This window comes from Microvirga sp. CF3016, from assembly GCF_036314085.1.
GTDB lineage: Bacteria > Pseudomonadota > Alphaproteobacteria > Rhizobiales > Beijerinckiaceae > Microvirga.
The window spans coordinates 364,777-387,458 of record NZ_JAYGGM010000004.1; the positions used below are offsets into that span (position 1 = coordinate 364,777).

Below are 22,682 nucleotides of genomic sequence, written 5' to 3' on the forward strand. Positions count from 1 at the left end.
GGCAAGGCACCGCTTCTTGTCATTCTCACGGCAAAGCCTGACAGAGACGGTTTAAGCGAAACCTAATTGCCTTCCATCGCCTGTGAAAACGAGCCGGCGCAGGCGGCGAGAACGGAGGCATGGCGCAGAGCGGCCAGAAATTCAGCTTTTTCTTCAATAACTTGTCGAATCCTGAGCTCGGCAAGGTTTTGTTCATCCTGTTTCCAGATTCCCCGCGCGCCTCCTACGCGGCACAGCCCCGGTACGTTATGGTGCTGCATCGTTCTTCGTTTTCGCGCAACCGACCGCCCCATGTTTTCGATCCTCCGTTTCATCCTCATCGTCGGCGCCATCTTCTATTACTCGCCCGTGCGCCAGCAGGGCGAGGCCGGGGCTGCCGTCGGGGCTCTTCTGGCGCCGAACAAGACGGAACCGGCCGCCGACCGAGCGCCCGCCACAAGCGCTCCCGGTCACCTCGAAACCGTGTGGAAGGCCCTCCCCGACAGCGCCAAACAGGCCGTCGTCGACAGGATCCTCACCAGCTCCGGCTTGCCCATGGCGGGCTCCGCCAAGCCCGCGGACACCCTGCGTCCCGAGGACCGCGAGCCTGCTGCGTCCAAGCCTCGCACGTAAATCCGGGCCCGTCGGTCGCCAAAAGGCCCGGCGATGATTATATGTCCGGCAGAGAATCCGGATTCGCCATGCTGCCGACAATCGACGAGATCGTCTCCAATTTCGAACTGCTCGACGAGTGGGAGGAGCGCTATCGCTACCTCATCGAGCTCGGACGTCTGATGGAGCCGCTGCCGGACGAGGCGCATAACGACGTCAACAAGGTTCAAGGCTGCGCCAGCCAGGTCTGGCTCCAGACCGATCTGGATTCCGCAAACGGCAAGCCTGTCCTGCATCTGCGCGGCGACAGCGACGCCCACATCGTGCGCGGCCTCGTGGCGCTCCTGATCTCCCTCTACAGCGGCAAGACGGCCTCGGAAGCCCTCTCGACCGACGCTCTGGGGCTGTTCAAGGGGCTCGGCCTGTCGGAGCATCTGACGCCGCAACGGTCGAACGGCGTCAGATCCATGGTCGAACGCATCCGCCGGGACGCGCAGATGGCCCTGGCCGCCACCTAGACCCGCCCGCCCTCGATCACCACCGCCTGCCAGACCCGGATGCCGCGCGAAGCGGCGGGACCGCGGGCGGACGCTTCGATGCCGTAGTGCTCCGCGAGCCGCGCCAGGGCGAGGCGCACGACGATCTTGGCGGAGCGCGCGGGCCATTGCCGCTCGCGCTCGATCTGCTCCAGCCCTTTCAGGAAACCGCACAGATCAAGCAGCAGGTCGCTGAAGTCGCCGCCGATGGCATCGAAGGCGTCGCGCAGCCGCTGGCGGGCCGCGACCATCCGCTCCGTGGCCTCGCCGGGCGAGGCCGGGCCGCCGCTCCTGGGCATGCCGTCCCATCGCGCCGTCACGCCGGGCAGGAGCCCTGCCAGCATGATGTCGGTCCGCAGGCGCTCGCCCGCTTGGTAGGAGGCCTCGTCGATCATCGGCTGCCCGTCGCGACCTTTCCGGCGGCGCAGCCAGTCGAGCGGGCTCTCCTCGGCATCGACGCGCACGCGCGCGGGTCCCGCCTCCGTCTCGACGGTGGCGGGATTCGTGTCGTGATGCTGATGGAAGAAGGCCAGATCGGCCTCCGGCGCCGATACCCGTCGCAGATGGGCTTCGCCCGCCTCGGTCAGCAGCAGGCTTTTCCGGCCGGAGGCAGGCTGCTCCCAGCGACCGAGATCCCGGTGCACGAGCAGCTCCGCAACCGCCATGGCAAAGCGCCCCGCCCCCACCGAGATTCCCGACCGGCGCCTGTGGACAAGCACGCTGGTCGGGTCGGTGGGATCCACCATGGCGCAGGTCTGCGGCCGACCGAGCGCCGTCAGAAGCCGCCATGCGTCCCTGGGCAGGGGCTCGCCTACAAGTTGTCCGCCTGCGATTCCCTGTTGCCTGCCTGCCTTCCGCGAACGCCGCTTCGACTGCGCCTTCTTCGAGCCTGAAATCCTTGCTGCGGCAATACTTTGATGAACCGCATCGCCGTCCTTAATGTTCATGTTTTGTTCCCATAAATAAAGTAAGGAAGGGTCACCCCTTCCATCCTCGATAGTGGGGGCATATTCCTAGTTGTCAACGAAGATTCAATTCTGTTGATAACAGTGAGGATAAGTCGGACAGCGGGCGCCTCATCCACATTGAGGCCGCAATGGTCCTCCCCCTGTGATCGGGAAGGACCATGCCTGTATCAGGCGGCTGTGGACACCGCTGGCGATCCGGGTGCAGAGCCCTGTGCGAAGGCGAATCCCTCGTCGGCCCAACCGGTCATGCCGCCGAGCATCAGCTTCACCGGCCGTCCGAGCCGGGACAGCTTCAAGGCCGCCCGGTCGGCACCGTTGCAATGGGGACCGGCGCAATAGACCACGAACAGCGTGCTCTCGGGCCAGGCGGCCAGACGCTCCGCCGTCATCTCCCGATGCGGAAGATTGAGCGCACCCGGCACGTGGCTGCGCGCATAGGCGTTGGGCCCGCGCACATCGAGGAGAACGAAGTCGACGGTGCCGCCCGACAGGGATTCGTGCACGTCGGCACAATCCGTCTCGAGCGAGAGGCGGGCTGCGAAATGCTCCGCAGCCTTGGACGGAGCAGCGGCCGGGATGGCCGCGACGGAACTCGTTGGCATGACAACCTCCTTGTGGAAAAGCCGTGGCCAGATTTCCGCAGAGGCGTCATGGTGGAAAGTGGCACTTCTGCCAACAGTCGTAAACATCATGCCAAACCGCCTCGTCGTCGCCCTCGCCTATGACCGGTTGAGTACCTTTGAGTTCGGCATCGCGGTCGAGATCTTCGGCCTGCCGAGACCGGAAATGGGATCGGACTGGTACCGCTTCGCGGTCTGCGCCGTCGAGCCCGGACCCCTGCGGGCCATCGGCGGCTTCCAGATCATGGCGGATGGCGGGCTGGAGTTGCTGGACCAGGCCGACACCATCGTCATCCCCGGCTGGCGCGGCGCCCACGCCGAGCCCGTCCCTCCAGGACTCATCGAAGCGCTGAGGAGAGCCTACGAGCGGGGCGCACGCCTGATGTCCATCTGTTCCGGCGTCTTCGCGCTTGCCGCGACCGGGCTCTTATCAGGCAAGCGCGCGACCACGCACTGGCACCATGTCGAAAACCTCTCGTTCCTCTACCCGGACATCAGGGTCGAGCCGGATGTTCTCTACGTGGATGAAGGCCGGGTGCTGACCTCCGCCGGGAGCGCCGCCGGCATCGATCTCTGCCTGCATGTGGTGCGGGCCGATTTCGGCCCCGAGATCGCCAACCGTCTGGCCCGCCGCCTCGTGGTGCCGCCCCATCGCGAGGGCGGGCAGGCGCAGTTCATCGAGCGCCCCGTGCCGCCGGCCCGCGAGGGTCTCCGGTTCGCGCCCGTCTTCGACCGGATGCGGGCACGGTTGGCCGAAGAGCAGCCGGTGGCGGAACTGGCCGCAGAGGCCGGGATGAGCGTGCGCACCTTCCTGCGGCGCTTCAAGGCCGCCACCGGCCTGCCGCCGGGGGAATGGCTGCTCACGGAGCGCCTGGCCCGTGCCCGAGAATTGCTGGAAACGACCGGCCATTCCATCGAAAGCATCGCCGGCGCGACCGGCTTCGGCTCCGCCGCGACGCTCCGGCATCATTTCCGAATACGGCTCGGCACGAGCCCGGCAGCCTACCGCAACCGGTTCGCTCCCGAATGGAAGCGAAGTGCGGGATCCTCAGGCGGCCAAAGCAAAAAGCCGCCCCTCGGGGCGGCTGATTTCAGCGCGGAAGGCTGACCTTAGCTGCTGCTGCGCGAGGAACGGCGCTTGCGGCGCTGCTGGCCGAGGCCCATTTCCTTGGCGAGTTCCGAGCGAGCCTTGGCGTAGTTGGGGGCCACCATCGGGTAATCGACAGGCAGGGCCCACTTCTCGCGATACTGCTCGGGCGTCATGTTGTACTGCGTGCGCAGATGGCGCTTCAGCGACTTGAACTTCTTGCCGTCCTCGAGGCACACGATGTAATCGGGCGTCACGGACTTCTTCACGGGAATTGCCGGCTTCGGCGCCTCGACCGGCGCTTCCACGGTGCCGCCCCCGACACGAAGAAGAGCCGAATGAACGTCGTTGATCAGCGTCGGCAGATCGCCCGAAGGAACAGAATTATTGCTCACATAGGCCGAAACGATATCCGCAGCCAACTCAATGTAGTTCGAAGCAGCGATGTTGTCGCTCATTTTGATTTTCTTCCTTTCCGGCTCTTTAGAATGACTCAAAAAAGCATTTCAACCTAAATTTGAGCATTCTCGTCTGAAGCAATGCTTGCTTCTTGCTTGAGCCGCACCGTACTTGCACAGAAATCGTGCTCGCTCGTCCAAGTATGTCAAATTGAGCCTCTTTGCAAGATGTGCAAAAGGAAAACTTTGGAAAACTTCGTATCAACTTTCACTTTGCAATAGACCTATGCTGAACAGTTAATGCCTCCTGCCATAGGTTAAGGCTTTCCTCACACAAATTTCATCGCTCTAATCCGAAGAAGTAACTAGAAAGGCACTTGCTTGCACACCGGCCGGCCCGCCTCGCCCGATCGGGACCCGGCATGGGAAATCCTCGTTATCTGTGCATAATCCTGCCTCCTGATGATTTGCCGGACATTTCCATGAATATTGAGCGCCTTCCCTCTCATCCCTTGCCTGCGGCCCCATCGACCCCGGCGAAGTCGCATATCGTCGATGTGCATGGAATCCAGGTTCGGGACGATTACGCCTGGTTGAAGGCGGAGAACTGGAGGGACGTGCTCAAGGATCCGTCGGCCCTCGATTCGTCGATCCGCACCGCCCTGGAGCAGGAAAACGCCTACGCAGCGGCGATCTTTGCCGGAACGGAGGAGTTTCAGGCCCGTCTCGTGGCCGAGATGCGCGGGCGCATCAAGGAGGACGACTCGTCCGTTCCCGAGCCGGACGGAGCCTTCGCGTATTTCACCCGCTACCGCGAGGGCGGACAGCATCCCCTCGTCTGCAGGCAGCCCCGGGACGGCGGGGCTGAGACGATCATGCTGGACGGCGACAAGGAGGCTCAGGGACATCCCTTCTTCGATCTGGGCGGAGCGGATCATTCGCCCGACCATCGGCTCATGGCCTGGGGAGCGGACATCAAGGGCTCTGAATACTTCACGATCCGCGTGCGGGATCTCGAGACCGGCAGCGACCTTCGGGACGAGGTGCTGCAAACCTCAGGCGGCGCCGTCTGGCTCAACGATTCCTCCGGCTTCTATTATGTCGAACTGGACGAAAACCACCGCCCCGTGCGGGTGAAGCGCCATCTCCTCGGGACCGGCACCGAACAGGACCAGGTGATCTATGAAGAAAAGGATCCCGGCTTCTTCGTGAAGCTCGGGGTCACGCAATCGGATGCCTTCGTGCTCATCGAGGCGAGCGACCACGAAACCTCGGAAGTCTGGCTGCTCGACCGGACGGACGCAGCGGCGGCGCCACGGCTCGTCGAGCCGCGCACGCCGCAATTGAAGTACGACGTGGAGCACCACGGCGACAGCCTGATCATCCTCACCAATGCGGACGGGTCCGAAGACTTCAAGATCGTCACGGCGCCCGTCGCGACGCCGGGACGCACCCATTGGACGGATCTCGTGCCCTATCGACCCGGCACGATGATTCTTTCCGTCGTCGCGCTTGCGCGTTACCTCGTGCGGCTCGAGCGGGAAAACGCAAACCCGCGCATCGTGCTGCGCGAATTCGCAACGGGGCGCGAAGAGATCGTCGCGTTCGAGGAGGAAGCGTATTCGCTCGGCTTCTCGGCCGGCTACGAGTTCGACACCGATGTCATCCGCTATCACTACTCGTCGATGACGACGCCGAGCGAGGTGATCGATTACAATCTGCGCACGGGAGAGCGCACGCTTCGCAAGCGACAGGAAGTGCCGAGCGGGCACAACCCGGCCGATTACGTGACGCGCCGGCTGTTTGCGACGCCCCCCGACGGCGAGCAGGTTCCCATCTCGCTCGTGCACCGGCGCGGGGTCGCGCTCGACGGCTCGGCCCCATGCCTGCTTTACGGATACGGCTCCTACGGCATGTCCATGCCCGCGAGCTTCCGCACCGGAATTTTGTCCCTCGTGGACAGGGGCTTCGTCTATGCCATCGCCCATATCCGCGGCGGCACGGAGAAGGGCTGGCGCTGGTACACGGACGGCAAGCGCGAGAAGAAGACGAATACGTTCACGGATTTCATCGCCTGCGGCGAGGCTCTCATCGAGGCCGGGTACACGTCCCGTGGACGCATCGTCGCCCATGGCGGCAGTGCGGGCGGCATGCTCATGGGGGCGGTGGCCAACCTGGCGCCGGACCTGTTCGCGGGAATCATCGCCGAGGTGCCCTTCGTCGACGTGCTCAACACCATGCTCGACAGCGAGCTGCCCCTGACCCCGCCGGAATGGCCGGAATGGGGAAATCCGGCTGCGGACGAGGCGGCGTTCCGCACGATCCTGTCCTACTCGCCCTACGACAACATAAAGCCCCAGGCCTACCCGGCGATCCTGGCCCTCGCCGGGCTCACGGACCCTCGGGTCACCTATTGGGAGCCCGCCAAATGGGTGGCGCGGCTCAGGGCCACCATGACGGGCGGGGGCCCGGTCGTGCTCAAGCTCAACATGGAGGCGGGACATGCCGGCGCCGCCGGCCGTTTCGACCGCCTTGAGGAAGTGGCCCTTGCCTATGTCTTTGCCATTCGATGCATCGAAGGGTTCCAGAACTGATACAATGCGCTATGTGAAAACGTAACACCCTGTAGGAAGCACCGTGCCAAGCCGCAGAGCGTAACAGTGACTTCGAGAGTACAGACCCATGACCGAGCGCGGCAGTTTGACGGTTGAGAACGAGGCCCCCTCTCGAAGGGGCGAAGAGGGACGGGTCGCGGAGCTGGAATCGCGACTGGCTCAGGCCGAAGAAGCGCTCCGCGCCAGCAACTTGAAGTTGAGAGTGGCGCTCGAGATCGGCCGGCTCGGGGCATGGGAGCGGAACCTGGACACCGGCGAGATTACAGGGACGGCGGCCTTCAAGTCCTATCTTGGGCTTCAGCCGGACGCAAAGCTCACCTTTGCCGAACTGCAGGCCATGTTCCATCCGGCAGACCTCGACCGCATCAACCAGGCGATTTCCTATGCGCTGCGCACCAGGACGGATTTCAACATCGAGCATCGCATCCTGAAGGCCGACGGCAGCATCGGCCATGTCCACGTGCGTGGCGGAATCATTCATGAAGGCAATAAGCCTGTGCGCTTCGTCGGCGTGCTGCAGGATATCAGAGAGCGGCAGAGGATCCGGGAGGAAATGGATCAGGCGCAACGGCGCCAGGAGTTCCTCCTCAAGCTCAACGACCAGATCAGCAGCATCGACGATCAGTACGAGATCATGGAGATCGCTGCTCGCAACGTGAGCAAGCTTCTGAAGGTCGACACGGCGGGCTACGGCGAAGTCTACGAGGATCGCGGCGTCATCATCGTCGAACGCGAATGGTCGTGGGGGCTCATCACCAACGAAGGCAAGGTGGAGAAGATAGACCAGCATGCCGGGCCGATCATCGAGGCTCTGAGGCGCGGTCAACCTGCCATCATCAACGATGTGAGAGCCGATCCGCGCCTCGGCGACCCTCGAATCCAAGCCTTCTACAGCACCATCAATGCGCGCTCGGGCTTCATTGTCCCGATCCTCAAGAACGGACGCTTCATCGCAGAATTCTACGTCTATTCATCGGTGCCGCGCGACTGGACGAGCGACGAGATCGCTCTGGTCGAAGACGTGGCGGAGCGCACGTGGCTCGCCATCGAGAAGGTCCGTGCCGAGACGAAACTGCGCGAGACGGAAGCGCGGTTCAAGCTCATCGCGGAATCGCTCCCCGCGCTCGTGTGGATCGTCAAGCCCAACCTGGAACTGACCTACACGAATGATCGGTGGGTCACCTATTCCGGCCTGCCTCCGGAAGAGGCTCTGGGCCATAGCTGGCAAGCGGCCATTCACCCGGACGACTGGGTCAGGATGACCGAGGAACTCAAGCCCGTCATGGCCCATGAGATCCCCTATACGACGGAGGTCCGCTACCGTTCCGCGGAAGGGGAGTATCGCTGGCACATCATCCGGGCGGCCCCGGTGCACAATGCCGCCACGGGAGAGTTCAAGGGATGGGTCGGCACGAGCGTCGACATCCATGACCTGAAGATGACGGAAGCGGCGTTGCGCATCAGCGAGGAACGTCTGGCGCTCGCGCAGCGTGCCGCCGGAATCGGTGTGTTCGACTGGGACGTCCCGTCAGGCAAGGTGACGTGGACGGAGGAGCAGGAGCGCCTGTTCGGCCTGGAGAAGGGTACGTTCGGGGAAGATTTCTCCAGTTGGGAAGCGGCGGTGCTGCCGGAGGATCTGGAGCCCTCCAACAGGGCCATCGCGGAGGCGCTGGCCCGCCACGACCCCGAGATCAACCTGGCCTATCGGATCCGGCGTCCCGACGGGACCGTTCGCACCATCGATACGATCGCGCTCTTCTTCTATGACGAGAAGGGCGCTCCCTTGCGCATGGTCGGCGTCAACATCGACATCACGCGCTACAAGGAGGCGGAGCACCGCCAGAACCTTCTCATCCGCGAACTCCATCACCGAGTGAAGAACACCCTGGCGACCGTCCAAGCCATCGTCGGATCCACCGCCCGCACCGCCACCAGCATCGACGAGTTCTACCAGGGCTTCGTCGGCCGCATCGTCTCGCTGGCCCGCACGCACAATCTGCTGACCGAGGACCTGTGGCAGAAGGCAGCCCTGGAAGAGTTGGTCCAGACCGAGCTCGGCCCCTACGAGGACGAGGCGCGAAACCGCATCACCATCGAGGGGCCGCACCTCGAACTGCCCTCGGAGGCGGCCGTACCCATCGGCATGGCGATCCACGAGCTGACCACGAATGCGGCCAAGCACGGCGCCTTGTCCACCTTCGGCGGGCAGGTCGAGGTGCGATGGGAGATCGTCGGCCAGGAGCATCCGATGCTGAACTTCTCATGGATCGAGCATGGCGGCCCCCGCGTAAGCACGCCCACCCGCCAGGGTTTCGGCACGCGCCTGCTCCAGCGCGTGCTGGCCACGCAGCTGCAGGCCGAGGTCTCCATGGAGTTTCCCGAGGAAGGGTTGCGCTTCTCGATGCAGATGCCGATCCCGACCGAGCATCCGACCTTCAATCCGGACATGTAGGATTCCCATGCTGCTCGACGCCAAACGCTCCCAGCTTCTCGTCGTCGATCTCCAGGCCCGGCTCATGCCTGCCATCCATGACGGCGAGGCTGTGCTCCGCAACGTGAGAACCCTGCTGGAAGCGGCCAAGCGCCTGGGCATCCCGGTCACCGTGACGGAGCAATACCCCCAGGGGCTTGGCGCGACGGTGCCTCCCATGCAGGAGGCGCTGCCGACGGACGCGGTCACTCTGGCCAAAACCAGCTTCTCGGCCGTGCGCGCCCCGGCGATTGCCGAGCGGGTCGCAGCCTTGCGCGGCAGCGGCCTCCATCAGCTCGTGGTCTGCGGGACCGAGGCCCATATCTGCGTGCTGCAAAGCGCCCTGGAGTTCCGCAACACGGGCTTGGACGTCTATGTGGTGGCGGATGCGGTCTCGAGCCGCTCGCAGCACAGCGTCGCCGCCGCCTGCGCGCGGCTCCTCCATGCAGGCTGCCACTGGGTCACGACGGAGATGGCCGTCTTCGAGTGGATGGGAGAAGCGGCCACGGACGATTTCCGCGCGCTGGCGCCCCTGTTCAGGTAGAGGACGACGAGCTCCCCTCGCCTCCTGCGGCGATGAACTCCTTCAGCTCATCCAGGGACTTGAAGCGGAACACACCGCTCGGGGTCTGCGCCTCGATGGAACCGTCCGAGAACATCACGTATCGGTTGTCGCCCGAATTGTAGGTGCCGACGACCACGGGAGGATGGGATGCATCGGAAGCAGCCTCGTCTTCCGGTCCCTCGTACCGACCGAGATCCGTGGCGCCGGCAGGCTCGTGATCCGGCTCAGGCTCACGATCCACTACGGTCTCGACAGCCTCCTCCTGCCGCTCGTCGGACTTGTCGCGCTCGCGCGGCTCGGGCCCCGGCTCGTCCAGGTCACGATGATAGATGTCGGAACCGTCGATCACGCGCGGCTCCTCGTCCGCGTCGCGCCTCCGTTCGGCCAGAAGGAAGTCGGGCACCTTCATGTCCGGTTCGTCCTCTTCGCGGGAGGGCGCAGGAGACAGGGTCGTCGACGGGCTTGTTCTGGGCGGGAACGGAACGACAGGGTCGTAGACGCGCGGCTCTTCCGGCCATTCGGCGGTCTTCACCTCGTCCTCGGCCGGCTCGCGCTTGTCGTCGTCCTCGAAGAGCGGAAGGGTGGGCTGCTGCGCATCCTCAGCCTGCTTGTCGTCGCCGGCCTCGGCGGATGCCGCTCCCGCCGCGACGCCGCCGGAGAGAGCTGCCAGGGAAAGGTCGGGCGAAGCCTTCGTTCCGGGAAGGGCGTCCTCGCCGAAGCCGGTCCGGAGCTGCGACAACCGGGTCTCGATCTTCGCCAGCTTGACGACGGCGGCCGCGATCCCGAGCAGGAGCGCGCCGCTCGCAGCCGTGATGCTGCCGGCGATCACCATCGTCCAGCCGCGCTCGACCAGAACGATATCCCATCCGAAGAAAGCAGCGAGCAGGCCACCAACGATCATCGCAAGAGCGAGGGCCAGAAGAGCGATGATCATGCCGTCTCCATCATACGCAAACCAAAGACAATCAAGGCAAAGCTATGCTTCTATAGGCAAAAGACAACGGCGTGGGAAGCTTGAGCAGAAAAAAGTCCGGAGCTTGGCCGTTGCTCTCCGGCAGGTGGCGCTTTAACTAACGCCTCAGGCGCATCGCGTGGCCATCCCGGTCCGCGTCGGGCGATGCGCAGCTAAACGAGGCATCGGATCCGACCAGAGGCTTCCGCTTCTGGGTCCGATGCTCCGGGTCGTTCAATCCAAAGGAGACGCTGATGTCGTTCACCCTGCCCGAACTGCCTTATGCTTATGATGCCCTGCAGCCCTACATGTCGAAGGAAACCTTGGAGTTTCACCACGACAAGCACCATGCGGCCTATGTCAACACCGGCAACAACCTGCTGAAAGGCACGGAATTCGAGGGCAAGAGCGTCGAGGAGGTCGTGAAGGGCTCCTACGGCAAGAACCAAGCCCTCTTCAACAATGCCGGCCAGCATTACAACCACATCCATTTCTGGCTGTGGATGAAGCCCAATGGCGGCGGCGCCCTCCCGGGCAAGCTCGAGAAGAAGATCGTCGAGGACCTCGGCTCGGTGGATAAGTTCAAGGAAGACTTCATCCAGGCCGGCGTCGGCCAGTTCGGATCCGGCTGGGCCTGGCTCGCCGTCAAGGACGGCAAGATCACCATCATGAAGACCCCGAACGGCGAGAACCCGCTCGTGCATGGCGCCCAGCCGATCCTCGGCTGCGACGTGTGGGAGCATTCCTACTACATCGATTACCGCAACCGCCGTCCCGACTACCTCAAGGCTTTCCTCGACAATCTCGTCAACTGGGAGCATGTCGAGGAAATGTACGAGAACGCGACCAAGTAAGCGCAACAACGATACGTCAGACGGGCCTCTTCGGAGGCCCGTTTCATGTCGTCCCGTGGAGACGAACCCGTGATCGACTTCCTGTACCGCTCCCTGCTGCTCGGGATCGGCGCCACCGCCATCTTCGACCTGTGGGGGCTGCTGCTGAAGCACGCCTTCGGCCTTCCCGGCGCGAATTGGGGCTTGGTCGGGCGCTGGTTCTGCCATCTGGCCGGCGGGACGGTGTATCACGCGGACATCGCTCAGGCCCGTCCCGTCGCCTATGAGCGGGCGGCAGGCTGGATCGGCCATTATGCGGTCGGCATCCTGTTCGCGGCGATCCTGCTCGCGGTCACACCGCCCGACTGGCCCCGGCAGCCGACCCTCATGCCGGCCCTCATCGTCGGTCTGGTGACCGTGGGTGCCGGCTGGTTCCTGCTTCAGCCCGGCATGGGCGCAGGCATCGCCGCCTCGAAGCGGCCCAACGCCAACCAGATCAGGGCTCTCAACATCGCCGGCCACATCGTGTTCGGACTGGGGCTTTACGCGAGCGCACTCCTCATCCGTTGAGACGGTCAGGCGAGTTCAAGACCGGGGCGAACCGACTTGAGGGCCGGTGGTGACGTTGTGAACGGGCCTGTCAGGCCACAGAGCTTGTAAGCCTCAACCTGCGCTGCTCCAGCAGCTCGCGAAAAGCATCCGACTTCAGATAATTCAGCTCGTCCACCCGGCTTTCCAGCGCCGGATCGAGCGAGCGCAGCTCGTCATCCACATAGCCCGGATGGCACATGACGAGGGGGCTCTCCCCCAGTTTCGAAAAAGCCTCTTCGAAGACGCGAGCCGCCGGCACCGAGAGATCGAGGGGAGCGAATCCTGAAAAACCCTTGTTCGTCCGGAAACCCGCCGCATGGGCGCTGCGGGCAAAGCCGCGGGCCAGGGATTTGACGACGAGCGCCTTGCTGCGCCCGATGGGCCGGCGCAGGATCGACGCGGCCTTGTCGGAGGGATCGCGCAGCCATACGCGTCCGGCCAAGCCCCTCGCCTTCAGAGCCCCGATCAGGGCCGGCCTGACCACCGGCAGGACATGGACATGCTGGTGGCCGTCGACGAAGGCCGGTGCCTCGCCGAACGCCGCCTCGAAAGCGTCGATCTGGCGGCCGATTTCGCCGGCGACCTCGATCGCATCGAGCTGCCGCTTCAAGGCCATCGGCAGCAGCTCCTTCAGGGCCGGAAACAGTCCCGAGGGTGCGAGCTTCGGCATGGGTCCCAAGGGCGAACCTACCGTGAGGTTGAGGTGCAGCCCGACGGCGATTCGCCCTCGAAGGGGCATCAGATCCGGCGCCGCCCGGCGCCATCCCGGCATGTTGGTCATGGCGCCGGTGGCCGACAGACGGCCCATCTCCGCCAGCTCCACGATCCCTCGGCTGACCCCGTAGGCGATGCCGAAGTCGTCGGCGCAAAGGATTACGGTACGAGAGCGGCTCATGAATATCCCTAAAATCGGCTTTGCCGCACCCTAATCCCCTTGAGCAAAGGCGCAAACTCGGCTCTTGATGCAGCCCGGTTATCAAAGGTTCGATCAGTGGCGTCGCCTCAGCTCAGCGTCATCATCCCCGTGCACAACGAGAGCGCGAACGTCGTGCCCTTGTGCGAGCGCCTGCTCCCCATCCTGAACCGGATCACGTCGGCCTGGGAGGTGATCTTCGTCGATGACGGCAGCCGGGACGATACCCTGGACAAGATCAAGGCGATCAGCCGCGCCGAGCCCCGCGTCGGCGCCGTCTCCTTCAGCCGCAATTTCGGCAAGGAGATCGCGATCGCGGCGGGGCTCGACCATGCCAAGGGCGACGCCGTGGTGATCATGGACGCCGACTTGCAGCACCCGCCGGAGATGATCGAGACCTTCGTGGAGCGCTGGCGCGAGGGCTACCTCATGGTCTACGGCCAGCGCACGGACCGCTCCGACGAAACCCGGGTCAAGCGCGGTTTCGCCCACCTGTTCTATCAGCTCTTCGCCCGCTTCGGCGAAATCGCCTTGCCCGAGGGCGCGGGCGATTTCCGGCTCATCGACCGCAAGGGCGTCGAGGTGTTGCGGACCTTGGGCGAGAAGGCCCGCTTCTCGAAAGGCCTCTATGCCTGGATCGGCTTCAAGGCGACGGGCGTGCCTTTCGTGGTGGAGGAGCGCCAACACGGCACCTCGAAGTGGAGCTTCAGGACGCTCTTCCGCTTCGCCTTCGACGGCATTGCCGCCTTCTCGACGGTACCTCTCAGGATCTGGACCTATATCGGGTTCCTGATCTCGATCCTGTCGATCGCCACCGCGCTCTTCTTCATGATCCGCACGCTCCTGTTCGGCACCGATCTCCCGGGCTTTCCGAGCCTGATCGTTTCGATCATGTTCTTCTCCGGCATCCAGCTCATGTCTCTCGGCGTCGTCGGCGAATATGTTGGCCGCATCTTCGCCGAGGTGAAGCGGCGGCCCCTCTACGTGGTGGCCGAGCGGATCGGCGGCGCGGCGGAAGTCTCGAGCGACCTCGTCCCCGACAGCTACCGCATGCGCCGGGCCTGACAGCGATGTTCAGAAAGATCCTCTCCGTCGGCGGCTGGACGCTCGTTTCGCGTCTCACCGGCTTCATCCGCGACGTGGTGCTCGCAGCCGTCATGGGCGTGGGGCCGATCGCCGACGCCTTCGTGGTGGCCTCCCGTATCCCCAACCATTTCCGCGCCATCTTCAGCGAAGGCGCCTTCAACAGCGCCTTCCTGCCCACCTATGCGGGCGTGCTTGAGCGCGAGGGCGCCACCCCCGCGCGTTCCTTCGCCAGCCGCATCAGCACCCTGATGCTGATCGTGCAGGTCGCATTCCTCGTCCTTGCGCTTTTCGCCATGCCCGTGGTGGTGACCCTCCTCGCCCCCGGCTTCTCGGAGGATCCGGCGAAGTTCGACCTCGCGGTGACGCTCACCCGCATCACCTTCCCGTATCTCCTCTTCGTCACGCTCGTGACGATCCTCTCGGCGATCCTCAACGCCCATGAGCGGTTCGCGGCGGCCGCCGCCGCCCCCGTCCTGCTCAACGTTTCCATCGTGGCGGCTTTGGCGGTCGCCTTCCTGTTCCCCAATGCCGGCTATGCGGCCGCCTGGGGCGTCACGGTCGCGGGCGTTCTCGAACTGCTGCTGGTCTGGATCGCGGCCAGGCGGCTCGGCGTGGCGCCGGGTCTCGAAGCGCCGCGCCTCGATCCGGCCATGAAGCATTTCTTCAAGGTTCTCGGCCCGGCCGTGATCGGCTCGGCCGGCGTGCAGCTCGCCATGTTCGCCGACACGATCATCGCGTCCTTCCTGCCCACGGGCGCGGTGGCCTCGCTCTATTACGCGGACCGCATCTACCAGCTGCCGCTCGGCGTGATCGGCATTGCGGCCGGCACCGTGCTCCTGCCGGAGATGAGCCGGCGGATCGCCGCCGGCGACGCGGCGGGTGCCCATGGCGCCCAGAACCGGGCCGTGGGCCTGACGCTGGCCCTCGCGGCCCCCTTCGTGGTGGCCTTCGTCACGATGCCAGATCTCATCATGTCGGCCCTGTTCCAGCGCGGCGCTTTCGATGCCGCCGCTGCGGAGCGCTCGGGTGCGGTGCTCGCCGCCTATGCGGTCGGCCTGCCCGCCGCCGTGCTGATCCGGTCGGCCGTGGCGAGCTTCTATTCCCGCTCCGATACGGTGACGCCGCTCATCGCCTCGCTCACGGCCGTGGCGGTCAACGTGGCCCTGAAGCTCGTTCTGACCGGCCCCTACGGGGTGGTCGGACTGTCGCTCGCCACTGCCATCGGGATCTGGGTCAATCTCGGCCTCCTCGTGATCCTCGCCATGCGCCGGGGCTGGATGGATCCGAGCGCCGCCCTCGGCCGCACCTCCGCGGCGGTCGCGGCCGCGAGCCTGCTGCTCGCAGCCTTCGCCTGGTCGGCGCCGGTGCCGCTCGCGGAATGGACCGCCCTCCTCCCAGCCTGGCGCAACGAAATCCTGCTGGCGGTTCTCGGCGCCGCCGGCGCCCTGATCTATGGCGGCGTGCTTCTCGCCGGCCTCAAGGTGCTGGGCGTCAGGCTGTCCAGACGCTGACCGGCTGCCAGATCGAGACTTCTTCGGGAACCTTCCTGTGGCGGATCCATCCAATGGGATGTGCCGGGCATAGCATAGCTCGGCCCTGAGAAAGGATGACATCATGATCTTTCGCTTCGCCGCCGCGATTGGAATCCTGACGCTTGCCGTGCCGGCCTTCGCCGCCGACCAGGTCGAGAAGGCTCCGCCGACGGGAGCCTACAAGAAGGTGAGCGAACTCGTGAAGCTGCCCGACTTCCTGCCGGGACTCGGTCAGCTCTACGTCGATCCCAAGGCCCTGCCGGCCGGTCCGTTCCTCGCCTATGACCGCGAGGGACGGCTCGTCAGCACGGTCTACATGCTTCCCATCGACGACCTCGCCAACAAGGACAAGCGCTTCGACGATCTCGCCGCGCCGGGCGGCAAGGTCGACCACGTGGACGTCTATTTCAACGCCGGGCATCCCGGCGTGGAGAAGCCCCATGCGCATGTCGTCCTGTGGCATGTGCCGAAGGCGGACGAGACGCGGGTGGCGGCCAAGTGAGGCCGTCGCGCCGGCATGTCCTTCAGATCGGCGGGGGCGTCCTCGCCGGTCTCGTGTGGCCCCGCCCGGCCTTTGCCGCCGAGCCGGTCGAGATCCTGATGGGGGGCAAGGCCGACGGCTCGCATGTGTGGTTCGATCCTGTCGGCCTCCATGTCGAGCCGGGCCGGACGATCCGCTGGATCAACCTGGATCCGGGGAACTCGCATACGGCCACGGCCTATCATCCAAAGAACTTCGAGCGCCCGCTCCGCATCCCCGAGCGCGCGGAACCCTGGAACTCGGACTATCTCCTGCCGGACGAGAGCTTCTCGGTCACGCTCCCGGTCGAGGGTGTGTACGATTTCTTCTGCGTCCCGCACGAGCATGCCGGGATGGTCGGGCGGATCATCGTGGGACGCCCGAACGCCCCTTCAGGCGGACCGGCGGCGCAGGCGCTCCCGGACCTGGCCTTGCGGGCCTTCCCATCGATTGACGAGATCATGCAGCGGGGCATCATTCGCAGAACGTGAAGGCCATCCACATTGCCCGGGAACCTTTGAGGCGCCCGACCATCTAACGGCAAGACACGGGAGACCGCCCATGCAACCGGGGACCGCCTCAGCGCCGACGTTCGACAACCTGGAGGACTGGGCTCTGATCGAGAGGGCTCGGCGTCGGGACGGGGCGGCCCTTCGCCTGATCATGGAGCGCCACAACCGGCGGCTCTACCGGATCGCGCGCAGTGTCCTCGGCGACGACACGGAGGCCGAAGACGTGGTCCAGGAAGCCTATCTTAGGGCCTTTACCCACCTGGATGGCTTCCGCGGCGAGTCACGTCTGACGACGTGGCTCACCCGGATCGCACTCAACGAGGCCCTGGAGCGCCTCCGGAAGCGGCGCCCTTCCGTCGACCTGAAGCAGATCGATGCCCTCAACGAGCAAGGAGAGGCTCGTGTGATCTACCTGCCCCCTGCCCGTCAGGACGGCGATCCTGAAGCCGCCGCAGCCCGCGCCGAAGTCCGCCGCCTGATCGAACGGGCCGTCGACCAGCTGCCGGATGCGTTCCGTGTGGTATTCGTTCTCCGCGATATCGAGGAGATGAGCATCGAGGCAACCGCGTCCCAGCTCGGCCTGCGCCCCGAGACGGTGAAGACGAGGCTTCACCGCGCCCGGCGTCTCCTGCGGCAAAGTCTCGATCAGACGCTGTCGAGCGCCCTCACCGACGCGTTTCCTTTCGCAGGAGCCCGCTGCGCGCGGATAACCCAAACCGTTCTGGAACGGCTGGGCGAACGAAACTCTGATTAGCGTTCCGACAGATGGGCCGGCGATTCAGGCTGTCCAGACGCTGACGGGATCGAATGTGAAGAGTTCCCGTTCCGTCGCAATGCCCCGCAGCCGATGCGGGCCGAGGGATCGGACGGGAGCCGGGCTCGCCGAGGCCACGCTCTCGGAGAGAATGACGGAGCAGTCGAGGCTGTTGCAGAGGGCTTCCATGCGGCTGACCTCGTTCACCGCAGGGCCGATCACCGTGAAATCCAGGCGGCCGGCCGCCCCGATATTGCCGTAGAACACGTCGCCGCAATGGAGCGCGATGTCGAGACTGAGGGGCCTTTCGCCGGCATGGAGACGGTTGACGGCGACGTTGCGCTCGAGCGCGGTTTGCGCGGCACGGACAGCCGCCGCACAGGCCTGCTCCCGGGAGCGCTCCTCCGTGATCGGGAAGGCCGCCAGGAGCCCATCACCCATGAACTTGAGCACCTCGCCGCCCTGCTCGGCCACGGGATCCGCCATGGCTTCGAGATGCCGGTCGAGACGGGCGATCAGGTCGATGCCGGCCGTATCGGCCAGAGCGGTGAAGCCGCGCAGATCCGCGAACAGGAGCGCGGCCGTGATGGTCGTGCCGAACCCGCGCCGGATCTCGCCGCTCAGGACCCGTCGGCCGGCCGAGAGCCCCACATAGGTGTCCAGCATCGCCACCGTGAGGTCGAAGAGCGTCATGCGGTAGGCGGCCAGACCCAAGAGCGGCAGAAGCGCATCGATCCTGGCGATCTCCTCCGGCCGGAGCCCCTCGGGACGGGAGCTGGAGAAGGAGATCCCGATGCCTCGAAGGTCGGGCGCGCTCGTGTTGTCGAAGCTGAAGAGGCGCGCCAGATAATCCGTTCCGCCCTCACGTCTGATATCCTCGAAGACGGCGAACTGCCGGGCCTCCGGGTCGTCGACCAGCCAGTGGCAGCGCGTCTGGTCAGTCTGCATCATGTAGGCGAAGGGGCTCTGCTCGAAAGCCAGGGCGTTGCGCTCATGCGAGACGCCCTCGACCACCATCCCGGTCGAACGGGTCCAGACATGGGTGTAGACGCGGATCGTCGGATTGACAGTCGGCAGGGCGAGATAGGTTCGGACGAGAGGCATGCCCTCGGCCAACAGCTCCTCGGTGAAGCCTGCGAGCAGGGAGCCGACACTCGTTCCCGTCAGGCCCTGTGCGATGATCCAGTCTTCGAGATTCGCCATGGGCTCACCATACCATTCCGTTCAGGAATGTCTTCAAGGGCCGGGCGCCGGTTCACCGCGTGGCGTGGCGGGTCGCTCCGCCCGTTCCGGCGATTTCCGTCAGGAGCTTGCGGCGGGCGGCCACCGCGAAGGGACGCGTCTCGTCGGCGATCTCCACGAAGGAGCCGGGGCCGCCGATGACGCTCTGGCCATAGTAATCCTCCAGCGACATGCCGCCGGGTCCTCCCGGCCGCCCGCTGCCGGGACGGCGGATGGCGAGCGCGTTGATGGTGAAACCCTTCGCCAACGCGTCTCCCCTCGCCTGCTCGAGCGACCGGCCGTTCATGTTCGGACCGTCGCCCGATACGTCGATGACCTTGCGCGTGCCCTCATGGGCGTTCGTTTCCACCAGGCGGACGGAGAAATCGATGGCATTGGAGATGGAATTGTAGCCATAGGCGCCTCGCGGCGCGCTCATGAGCTTGTCGGCGAAGACCCGGGCGCTCGCCTCGTCGCGGATCACATGCCAGTCGACGATGAGGACCTGGGAATTCGGCCCGCCCCATTCCATGAAGGCCACGGCGATCGCCCCGACGGGGCCGTCCTTGATGCCGGTGAGCACATCGGGGCTCGTGAGCGCCTCGGCCCAGCCCCGGCGCTGCAGGCGCAACTCCTCATCGTCGATGGAGCCGGACCCATCCGCTGCAAAGACCAGCTCGAGATCGACCGATTCGGCCAGGGCCGGAGCGGTCAGCAGGCTAAGAGCCACAAGGCTTTTCAGGACAAGGCGCATGGAAGGCTCCGGCGTTGAGCACAATGCTGGAGCCATTTAGGGCATTCTCAAGGAGGGCTGACCTTCAAGGCGATCACAAGTTTGTTGGGGGCCGTCCTGTCATTCCGGGGCGAGAGACGGTGAATGACATGAGCCCCTCGACGTCATGGCCGGCCTTGTGCCGGCCATCCCAATCAGGAAAAGCGCCGTGCTTCTCAAAGCCTAGCCCATCAATCTCCGCCCTCATCCTGAGGAGGTGCGAAGCACCGTCTCGAAGGAGGATTCAGTTCGCTCTGGAGACGCCCTGATCCTTCGAGACACCGCCTGCGGCGGTCCTCAGGATGAGGGCTCAGGGAGCAACCGGGATGATGAGCTAAACTCTCAGAATCGGAATCACCGGGACAAGCCCGGTGATGACGTGGAAGGTGTCATTCCCTGCTGGATGGAGGGAATGACACGGCAAGATCACCGCGCCTTCAGCAAATCCGCGACGTCGAGCAGGACGAATTCGTTGTCGTCCTGCCTGGTGGGCTCGCGGCTGGAGGAGAACGGCAGATTGTTGTCGTTGCCGACGACGATGTGACGCTCGTCGACCACGTCCACGTTCTCGATGGTGAAGAACGGGAAGGTCAGCACAGAGTCGTTGAGGGGCTTCTTCGCCTTCTTGTTCGGATCGGCGATCTGCATGAGGTCGACAGAGCCGATCTTGCGGACTGAATTGCTCACATTGGCGTCCGACAGCTCGATCTTCACGATGCGCTTGAACTTGGCGACGTCGTGGAAGCAGTCGGGGCGCTTCTCGCCCTGCGAGCAGGCCCTGTCGGCCGTGCCTTCGCCGTTGTCGCGCTCGATGACGAGGCCCGTGGTGCCGTCGATCATGTTGAAGTCGCCGATGGCAAGGCCGTTCTGGTCGAGCACGTATTTCCAATGGCGGCCGGTCCACTTCTCGCCCGCCACATCGAATTCGAGGATGCGCAGATACTCGCGCCCGTCGACATTCTCCCACTGCTTCTTCTCGGCATCCCACACGGGCCCTTCGAGAAGCGCGTAGAGGAACTTGCCGTCCTTCGAGGCGGCCATGCCCTCGTAGCCCTTGGAGCGGCGCACGTTGAAGTTGACGGCCCCGTTCGGAGCCGCAGGCGTCGTCACCGCAGAATGATCGGGCGAGCGCGCCGGCTTGCCGTCGACGAGCGTCTCGTAAACGGCCTCGATCCTGCCGGAGCGATCCGCCTTGATCAGGTAGGGACCGAACTCGTCGGCGATCCAAATCTTGTCGCCGATGGGCTGGAAGCTCTCGATGTCGAAATCGGAACCCGTGAGGTAGCGCTTTTCGGTCGCCTCGTTGGTGATGCGGAACGGCACCTTCTTGTCCGGATCGTGCAGGAACACCGTCTCGAGACGCTCGACCGATCCCGCATTCCAGTCGATGCGATGGCGGTTGAGGTAGAGCATGGAATCCGGCGAGGTGGCCTTGGACCCGAAGCCGTTATCCGTGATCACCCAGAACGTGCCGTCACCCACCGACTTGATGCCGGAATGGCCCTGGAGCGGCTGGCCGCGGAACGGCAGCTTCACGCCGGTCGGACGATCGCCGGACGTTCCCTCGACGGTGCCCAGCGCCTCGACGCGCTTGCCGGTCGTGAACTTGCCGGAAACCTTCAGATCGGCCGGGGCATCCGCAGGAGCATCGACGAAGGTGAGCGCAGGCAGAACGGCATGGCCTGCAAGAACGGCCGGGAATTGCTGCTGCGCCAGAGCGCTGGTGCCAAGCAGCACGGTCAGCGGCAGGGCCGCGAGAAGACGGACGGACATCGTGAGAACCTCGTTGGCTTGTTCGAGCGAGGCTGCTCTTGCAGGAGCCGGATGTCCGTCCGTTAACAGATCGACGACAGCTTCATGACGGCAGGGGATCGTTGTCGCAGCCTCCTGCCGGAAAGGAATGCCAGAGATCGCCGTTCAAAGACTGCAATCCAGTTGCATCAGTCCGTTCAAAGCTCCGTCGTAAAAAGATCGAATACGGTTAACCGGATGTTTCACAATTCATGAAATACTTTCCTACCAGGGCTAAGTACTCTCATGGGGCAATACGGTGTCATTCTCGCTGCAATCCTGGTCCATTCGGACAAAGCTGTTTCTCAACTTCGGTCTTCTGGCGCTGCTGATCATTGCCGCTGTCGGTGGAGGCTGGTTCGGCACCCAATCGATGCATGCTTCCATCGACAGGATCTATGCGGACCGCGTCGTCCCGCTGCGGGATCTGAAGGTGGTTGCCGATCTCTACGCCGTGAACATCGTCGACACCTCCCATAAGGTGCGCAACGACAATATCGGATGGGCCGACGCCCTGAAAGGTGTCGAGGTCGCAAGGGCGGATATCGCCAAGCACTGGGCTGCCTACAAGGCGATGGTCAGTGACCCGGGCGAACTCAAATCCGTCCAAGAGGCTCAGGAGCTGATGAAGAAGGCCGACGCTGCCGTCGAGAAGCTCGTCGAGTTTCTCAAGGCGGAGGACAAGGTCAGCCTGACGTTCTTCACGATGACGGACCTCTACGCCGCCATCGACCCCGTGTCCGAAGCCATCGGGAAGCTCGTGAACATTCAGCTCGAATCGGCCAGGACGCGCGCCGATGCGGCGAATGGCCTGTTCTCGACGATCAGCATCGGATTCATGGTGGTCGTCGCCCTGAGCGTGATCGCTCTCGTCTTTGCCGGATGGTCGGTCGTTGCAGGCGTGTCCCGCCCGCTCACCCGCATCACCGAACAGATGCAGGATCTCGCCGGCGGCAATCTGGCGATCCAGGTGACGGATGCTCACAAGTCCGATGAGATCGGCACGCTCGCCAGGGTGCTGCAGGTGTTCAAGGATGCGCTGATCGCCAAGAAGCAGGCCGATGCGGCCGCATCCCACGAAGCGGATGCCCGCATGCGCCGGGCGGAGCTGCTCGACCAGCTGACGAAGCGGTTCGACGCCACCGTGTCGGCGCTGACGCAAGGATTGTCCTCGGCGGCCACCGAAATGGAGGCCACCGCGCAGAGCATGTCGACGGGCGTCGAGCAGGCTGCCGATCAGCTGGTGACCGTCTCGTCGGCGGCCCAGCAGACCTCGTCGAACGTGCAGACGGTGGCGGCCGCCACCGAGGAGCTCTCGATCTCGATCCGCGAGATCGCCAGCCAGGTGAGCCAGT

At 64.5% G+C, this 22,682-nt stretch carries 23 protein-coding genes; 14 read left to right on the forward strand and 9 right to left on the reverse strand.

The features are described 5' to 3' along the window. Window positions 1-62: 62 nt before the first annotated feature. Entirely contained in the window at window positions 63-260 is a 198-nt protein-coding gene (locus VB672_RS08285; protein WP_329783700.1) for a hypothetical protein, read from the reverse strand. A gap of 31 nt (window positions 261-291) precedes the next feature. On the opposite strand from VB672_RS08285, the gene VB672_RS08290 reads away from it, so the two are divergent. Continuing rightward, window positions 292-612, forward strand: coding sequence for a hypothetical protein (locus tag VB672_RS08290; RefSeq protein WP_329783701.1), 321 nt, complete (start codon window positions 292-294; stop codon window positions 610-612). Window positions 613-680: 68 nt separating this feature from the next. After that, window positions 681-1,109, forward strand: a complete 429-nt coding sequence (locus VB672_RS08295; protein WP_329783702.1) for a SufE family protein — start codon at window positions 681-683, stop codon at window positions 1,107-1,109. Here VB672_RS08295 and VB672_RS08300 read toward each other — a convergent pair. Together VB672_RS08300 and VB672_RS08305 are read right to left on the reverse strand one after the other, a co-directional pair. Beyond that, a complete protein-coding gene (locus VB672_RS08300) occupies window positions 1,106-2,074 on the reverse strand; it encodes a DUF6456 domain-containing protein (protein ID WP_329783703.1) in 969 nt (322 codons plus the stop codon). The genes VB672_RS08295 and VB672_RS08300 overlap by 4 nt on opposite strands. Window positions 2,075-2,262: 188 nt before the next feature. After that, entirely contained in the window at window positions 2,263-2,697 is a 435-nt protein-coding gene (locus VB672_RS08305) for a rhodanese-like domain-containing protein (protein WP_329783704.1), read from the reverse strand. Window positions 2,698-2,785: 88 nt separating this feature from the next. On the opposite strand from VB672_RS08305, the gene ftrA reads away from it, so the two are divergent. Continuing rightward, on the forward strand, window positions 2,786-3,823 hold the full coding sequence (gene ftrA, locus VB672_RS08310) for a transcriptional regulator FtrA (protein WP_329783705.1): 1,038 nt from the start codon (window positions 2,786-2,788) through the stop codon (window positions 3,821-3,823). Between the two features lie 2 nt (window positions 3,824-3,825). On the opposite strand, the gene VB672_RS08315 is transcribed toward ftrA, so the two are convergent. Further along, window positions 3,826-4,260, reverse strand: a complete 435-nt coding sequence (locus tag VB672_RS08315) for a MucR family transcriptional regulator (protein WP_036352441.1) — start codon at window positions 4,258-4,260, stop codon at window positions 3,826-3,828. A gap of 422 nt (window positions 4,261-4,682) precedes the next feature. Between VB672_RS08315 and VB672_RS08320 the strand changes: the two genes are divergently transcribed. The 3 genes from VB672_RS08320 to VB672_RS08330 all read left to right on the forward strand — a co-directional run bounded on the left by VB672_RS08320 (window position 4,683) and on the right by VB672_RS08330 (window position 9,829). Continuing rightward, the gene (locus VB672_RS08320) at window positions 4,683-6,794 is read left to right on the forward strand and encodes a S9 family peptidase (RefSeq protein WP_329783706.1); all 2,112 of its coding nucleotides are present in this window, start codon (window positions 4,683-4,685) and stop codon (window positions 6,792-6,794) included. An 88-nt stretch (window positions 6,795-6,882) separates the two neighbouring features. After that, window positions 6,883-9,267 (forward strand): PAS domain-containing protein, encoded by a 2,385-nt coding sequence (locus VB672_RS08325; protein WP_329783707.1) that lies wholly within the window; start codon window positions 6,883-6,885, stop codon window positions 9,265-9,267. Window positions 9,268-9,274: 7 nt separating this feature from the next. Beyond that, window positions 9,275-9,829 (forward strand): hydrolase, encoded by a 555-nt coding sequence (locus VB672_RS08330; protein ID WP_329783708.1) that lies wholly within the window; start codon window positions 9,275-9,277, stop codon window positions 9,827-9,829. Here VB672_RS08330 and VB672_RS08335 read toward each other — a convergent pair. After that, window positions 9,822-10,784, reverse strand: coding sequence for a hypothetical protein (locus VB672_RS08335; protein ID WP_329783709.1), 963 nt, complete (start codon window positions 10,782-10,784; stop codon window positions 9,822-9,824). The two genes, VB672_RS08330 and VB672_RS08335, sit on opposite strands and share 8 nt — an antisense overlap. A gap of 272 nt (window positions 10,785-11,056) precedes the next feature. On the opposite strand from VB672_RS08335, the gene VB672_RS08340 reads away from it, so the two are divergent. Together VB672_RS08340 and VB672_RS08345 are read left to right on the forward strand one after the other, a co-directional pair. Beyond that, window positions 11,057-11,656, forward strand: a complete 600-nt coding sequence (locus tag VB672_RS08340; protein WP_329783710.1) for a superoxide dismutase — start codon at window positions 11,057-11,059, stop codon at window positions 11,654-11,656. 45 nt (window positions 11,657-11,701) lie between these two features. Continuing rightward, entirely contained in the window at window positions 11,702-12,205 is a 504-nt protein-coding gene (locus VB672_RS08345; protein WP_329783711.1) for a DUF2938 domain-containing protein, read from the forward strand. 70 nt (window positions 12,206-12,275) lie between these two features. On the opposite strand, the gene VB672_RS08350 is transcribed toward VB672_RS08345, so the two are convergent. After that, the gene (locus VB672_RS08350) at window positions 12,276-13,121 is read right to left on the reverse strand and encodes a ChbG/HpnK family deacetylase (protein WP_329783712.1); all 846 of its coding nucleotides are present in this window, start codon (window positions 13,119-13,121) and stop codon (window positions 12,276-12,278) included. 96 nt (window positions 13,122-13,217) lie between these two features. On the opposite strand from VB672_RS08350, the gene VB672_RS08355 reads away from it, so the two are divergent. The 5 genes from VB672_RS08355 to VB672_RS08375 all read left to right on the forward strand — a co-directional run bounded on the left by VB672_RS08355 (window position 13,218) and on the right by VB672_RS08375 (window position 17,543). Next, the gene (locus tag VB672_RS08355) at window positions 13,218-14,204 is read left to right on the forward strand and encodes a glycosyltransferase family 2 protein (protein ID WP_329783713.1); all 987 of its coding nucleotides are present in this window, start codon (window positions 13,218-13,220) and stop codon (window positions 14,202-14,204) included. Between the two features lie 5 nt (window positions 14,205-14,209). Continuing rightward, window positions 14,210-15,736, forward strand: a complete 1,527-nt coding sequence (gene murJ, locus VB672_RS08360) for a murein biosynthesis integral membrane protein MurJ (protein ID WP_329783714.1) — start codon at window positions 14,210-14,212, stop codon at window positions 15,734-15,736. 103 nt (window positions 15,737-15,839) lie between these two features. Then, window positions 15,840-16,259 (forward strand): DUF5602 domain-containing protein, encoded by a 420-nt coding sequence (locus VB672_RS08365; RefSeq protein ID WP_329783715.1) that lies wholly within the window; start codon window positions 15,840-15,842, stop codon window positions 16,257-16,259. Beyond that, window positions 16,256-16,768 carry a plastocyanin/azurin family copper-binding protein gene (locus tag VB672_RS08370; protein WP_329783716.1) on the forward strand — a complete coding sequence of 171 codons (513 nt, stop codon included), beginning with the start codon at window positions 16,256-16,258 and terminating at the stop codon, window positions 16,766-16,768. The genes VB672_RS08365 and VB672_RS08370 overlap by 4 nt, the downstream gene beginning before the upstream one ends. Before the next feature lie 70 nt (window positions 16,769-16,838). Beyond that, window positions 16,839-17,543 (forward strand): RNA polymerase sigma factor, encoded by a 705-nt coding sequence (locus tag VB672_RS08375; protein WP_329783717.1) that lies wholly within the window; start codon window positions 16,839-16,841, stop codon window positions 17,541-17,543. A gap of 24 nt (window positions 17,544-17,567) precedes the next feature. Here the strand turns inward: VB672_RS08375 and VB672_RS08380 are convergent, their stop codons facing one another. From VB672_RS08380 to VB672_RS08390, 3 genes are all read right to left on the reverse strand, one after another. Next, on the reverse strand, window positions 17,568-18,746 hold the full coding sequence (locus VB672_RS08380) for an adenylate/guanylate cyclase domain-containing protein (RefSeq protein ID WP_329783718.1): 1,179 nt from the start codon (window positions 18,744-18,746) through the stop codon (window positions 17,568-17,570). Window positions 18,747-18,798: 52 nt separating this feature from the next. Then, complete coding sequence (locus VB672_RS08385) at window positions 18,799-19,518, reverse strand: DUF1194 domain-containing protein (protein WP_329783719.1); 720 nt, start codon at window positions 19,516-19,518, stop codon at window positions 18,799-18,801. 444 nt (window positions 19,519-19,962) lie between these two features. Beyond that, window positions 19,963-21,309 carry an esterase-like activity of phytase family protein gene (locus VB672_RS08390; RefSeq protein ID WP_329783720.1) on the reverse strand — a complete coding sequence of 449 codons (1,347 nt, stop codon included), beginning with the start codon at window positions 21,307-21,309 and terminating at the stop codon, window positions 19,963-19,965. 277 nt (window positions 21,310-21,586) lie between these two features. Between VB672_RS08390 and VB672_RS08395 the strand changes: the two genes are divergently transcribed. After that, on the forward strand, window positions 21,587-22,682 hold a 1,096-nt coding region (locus VB672_RS08395), incomplete at its 3' end, for a methyl-accepting chemotaxis protein (protein ID WP_329783721.1).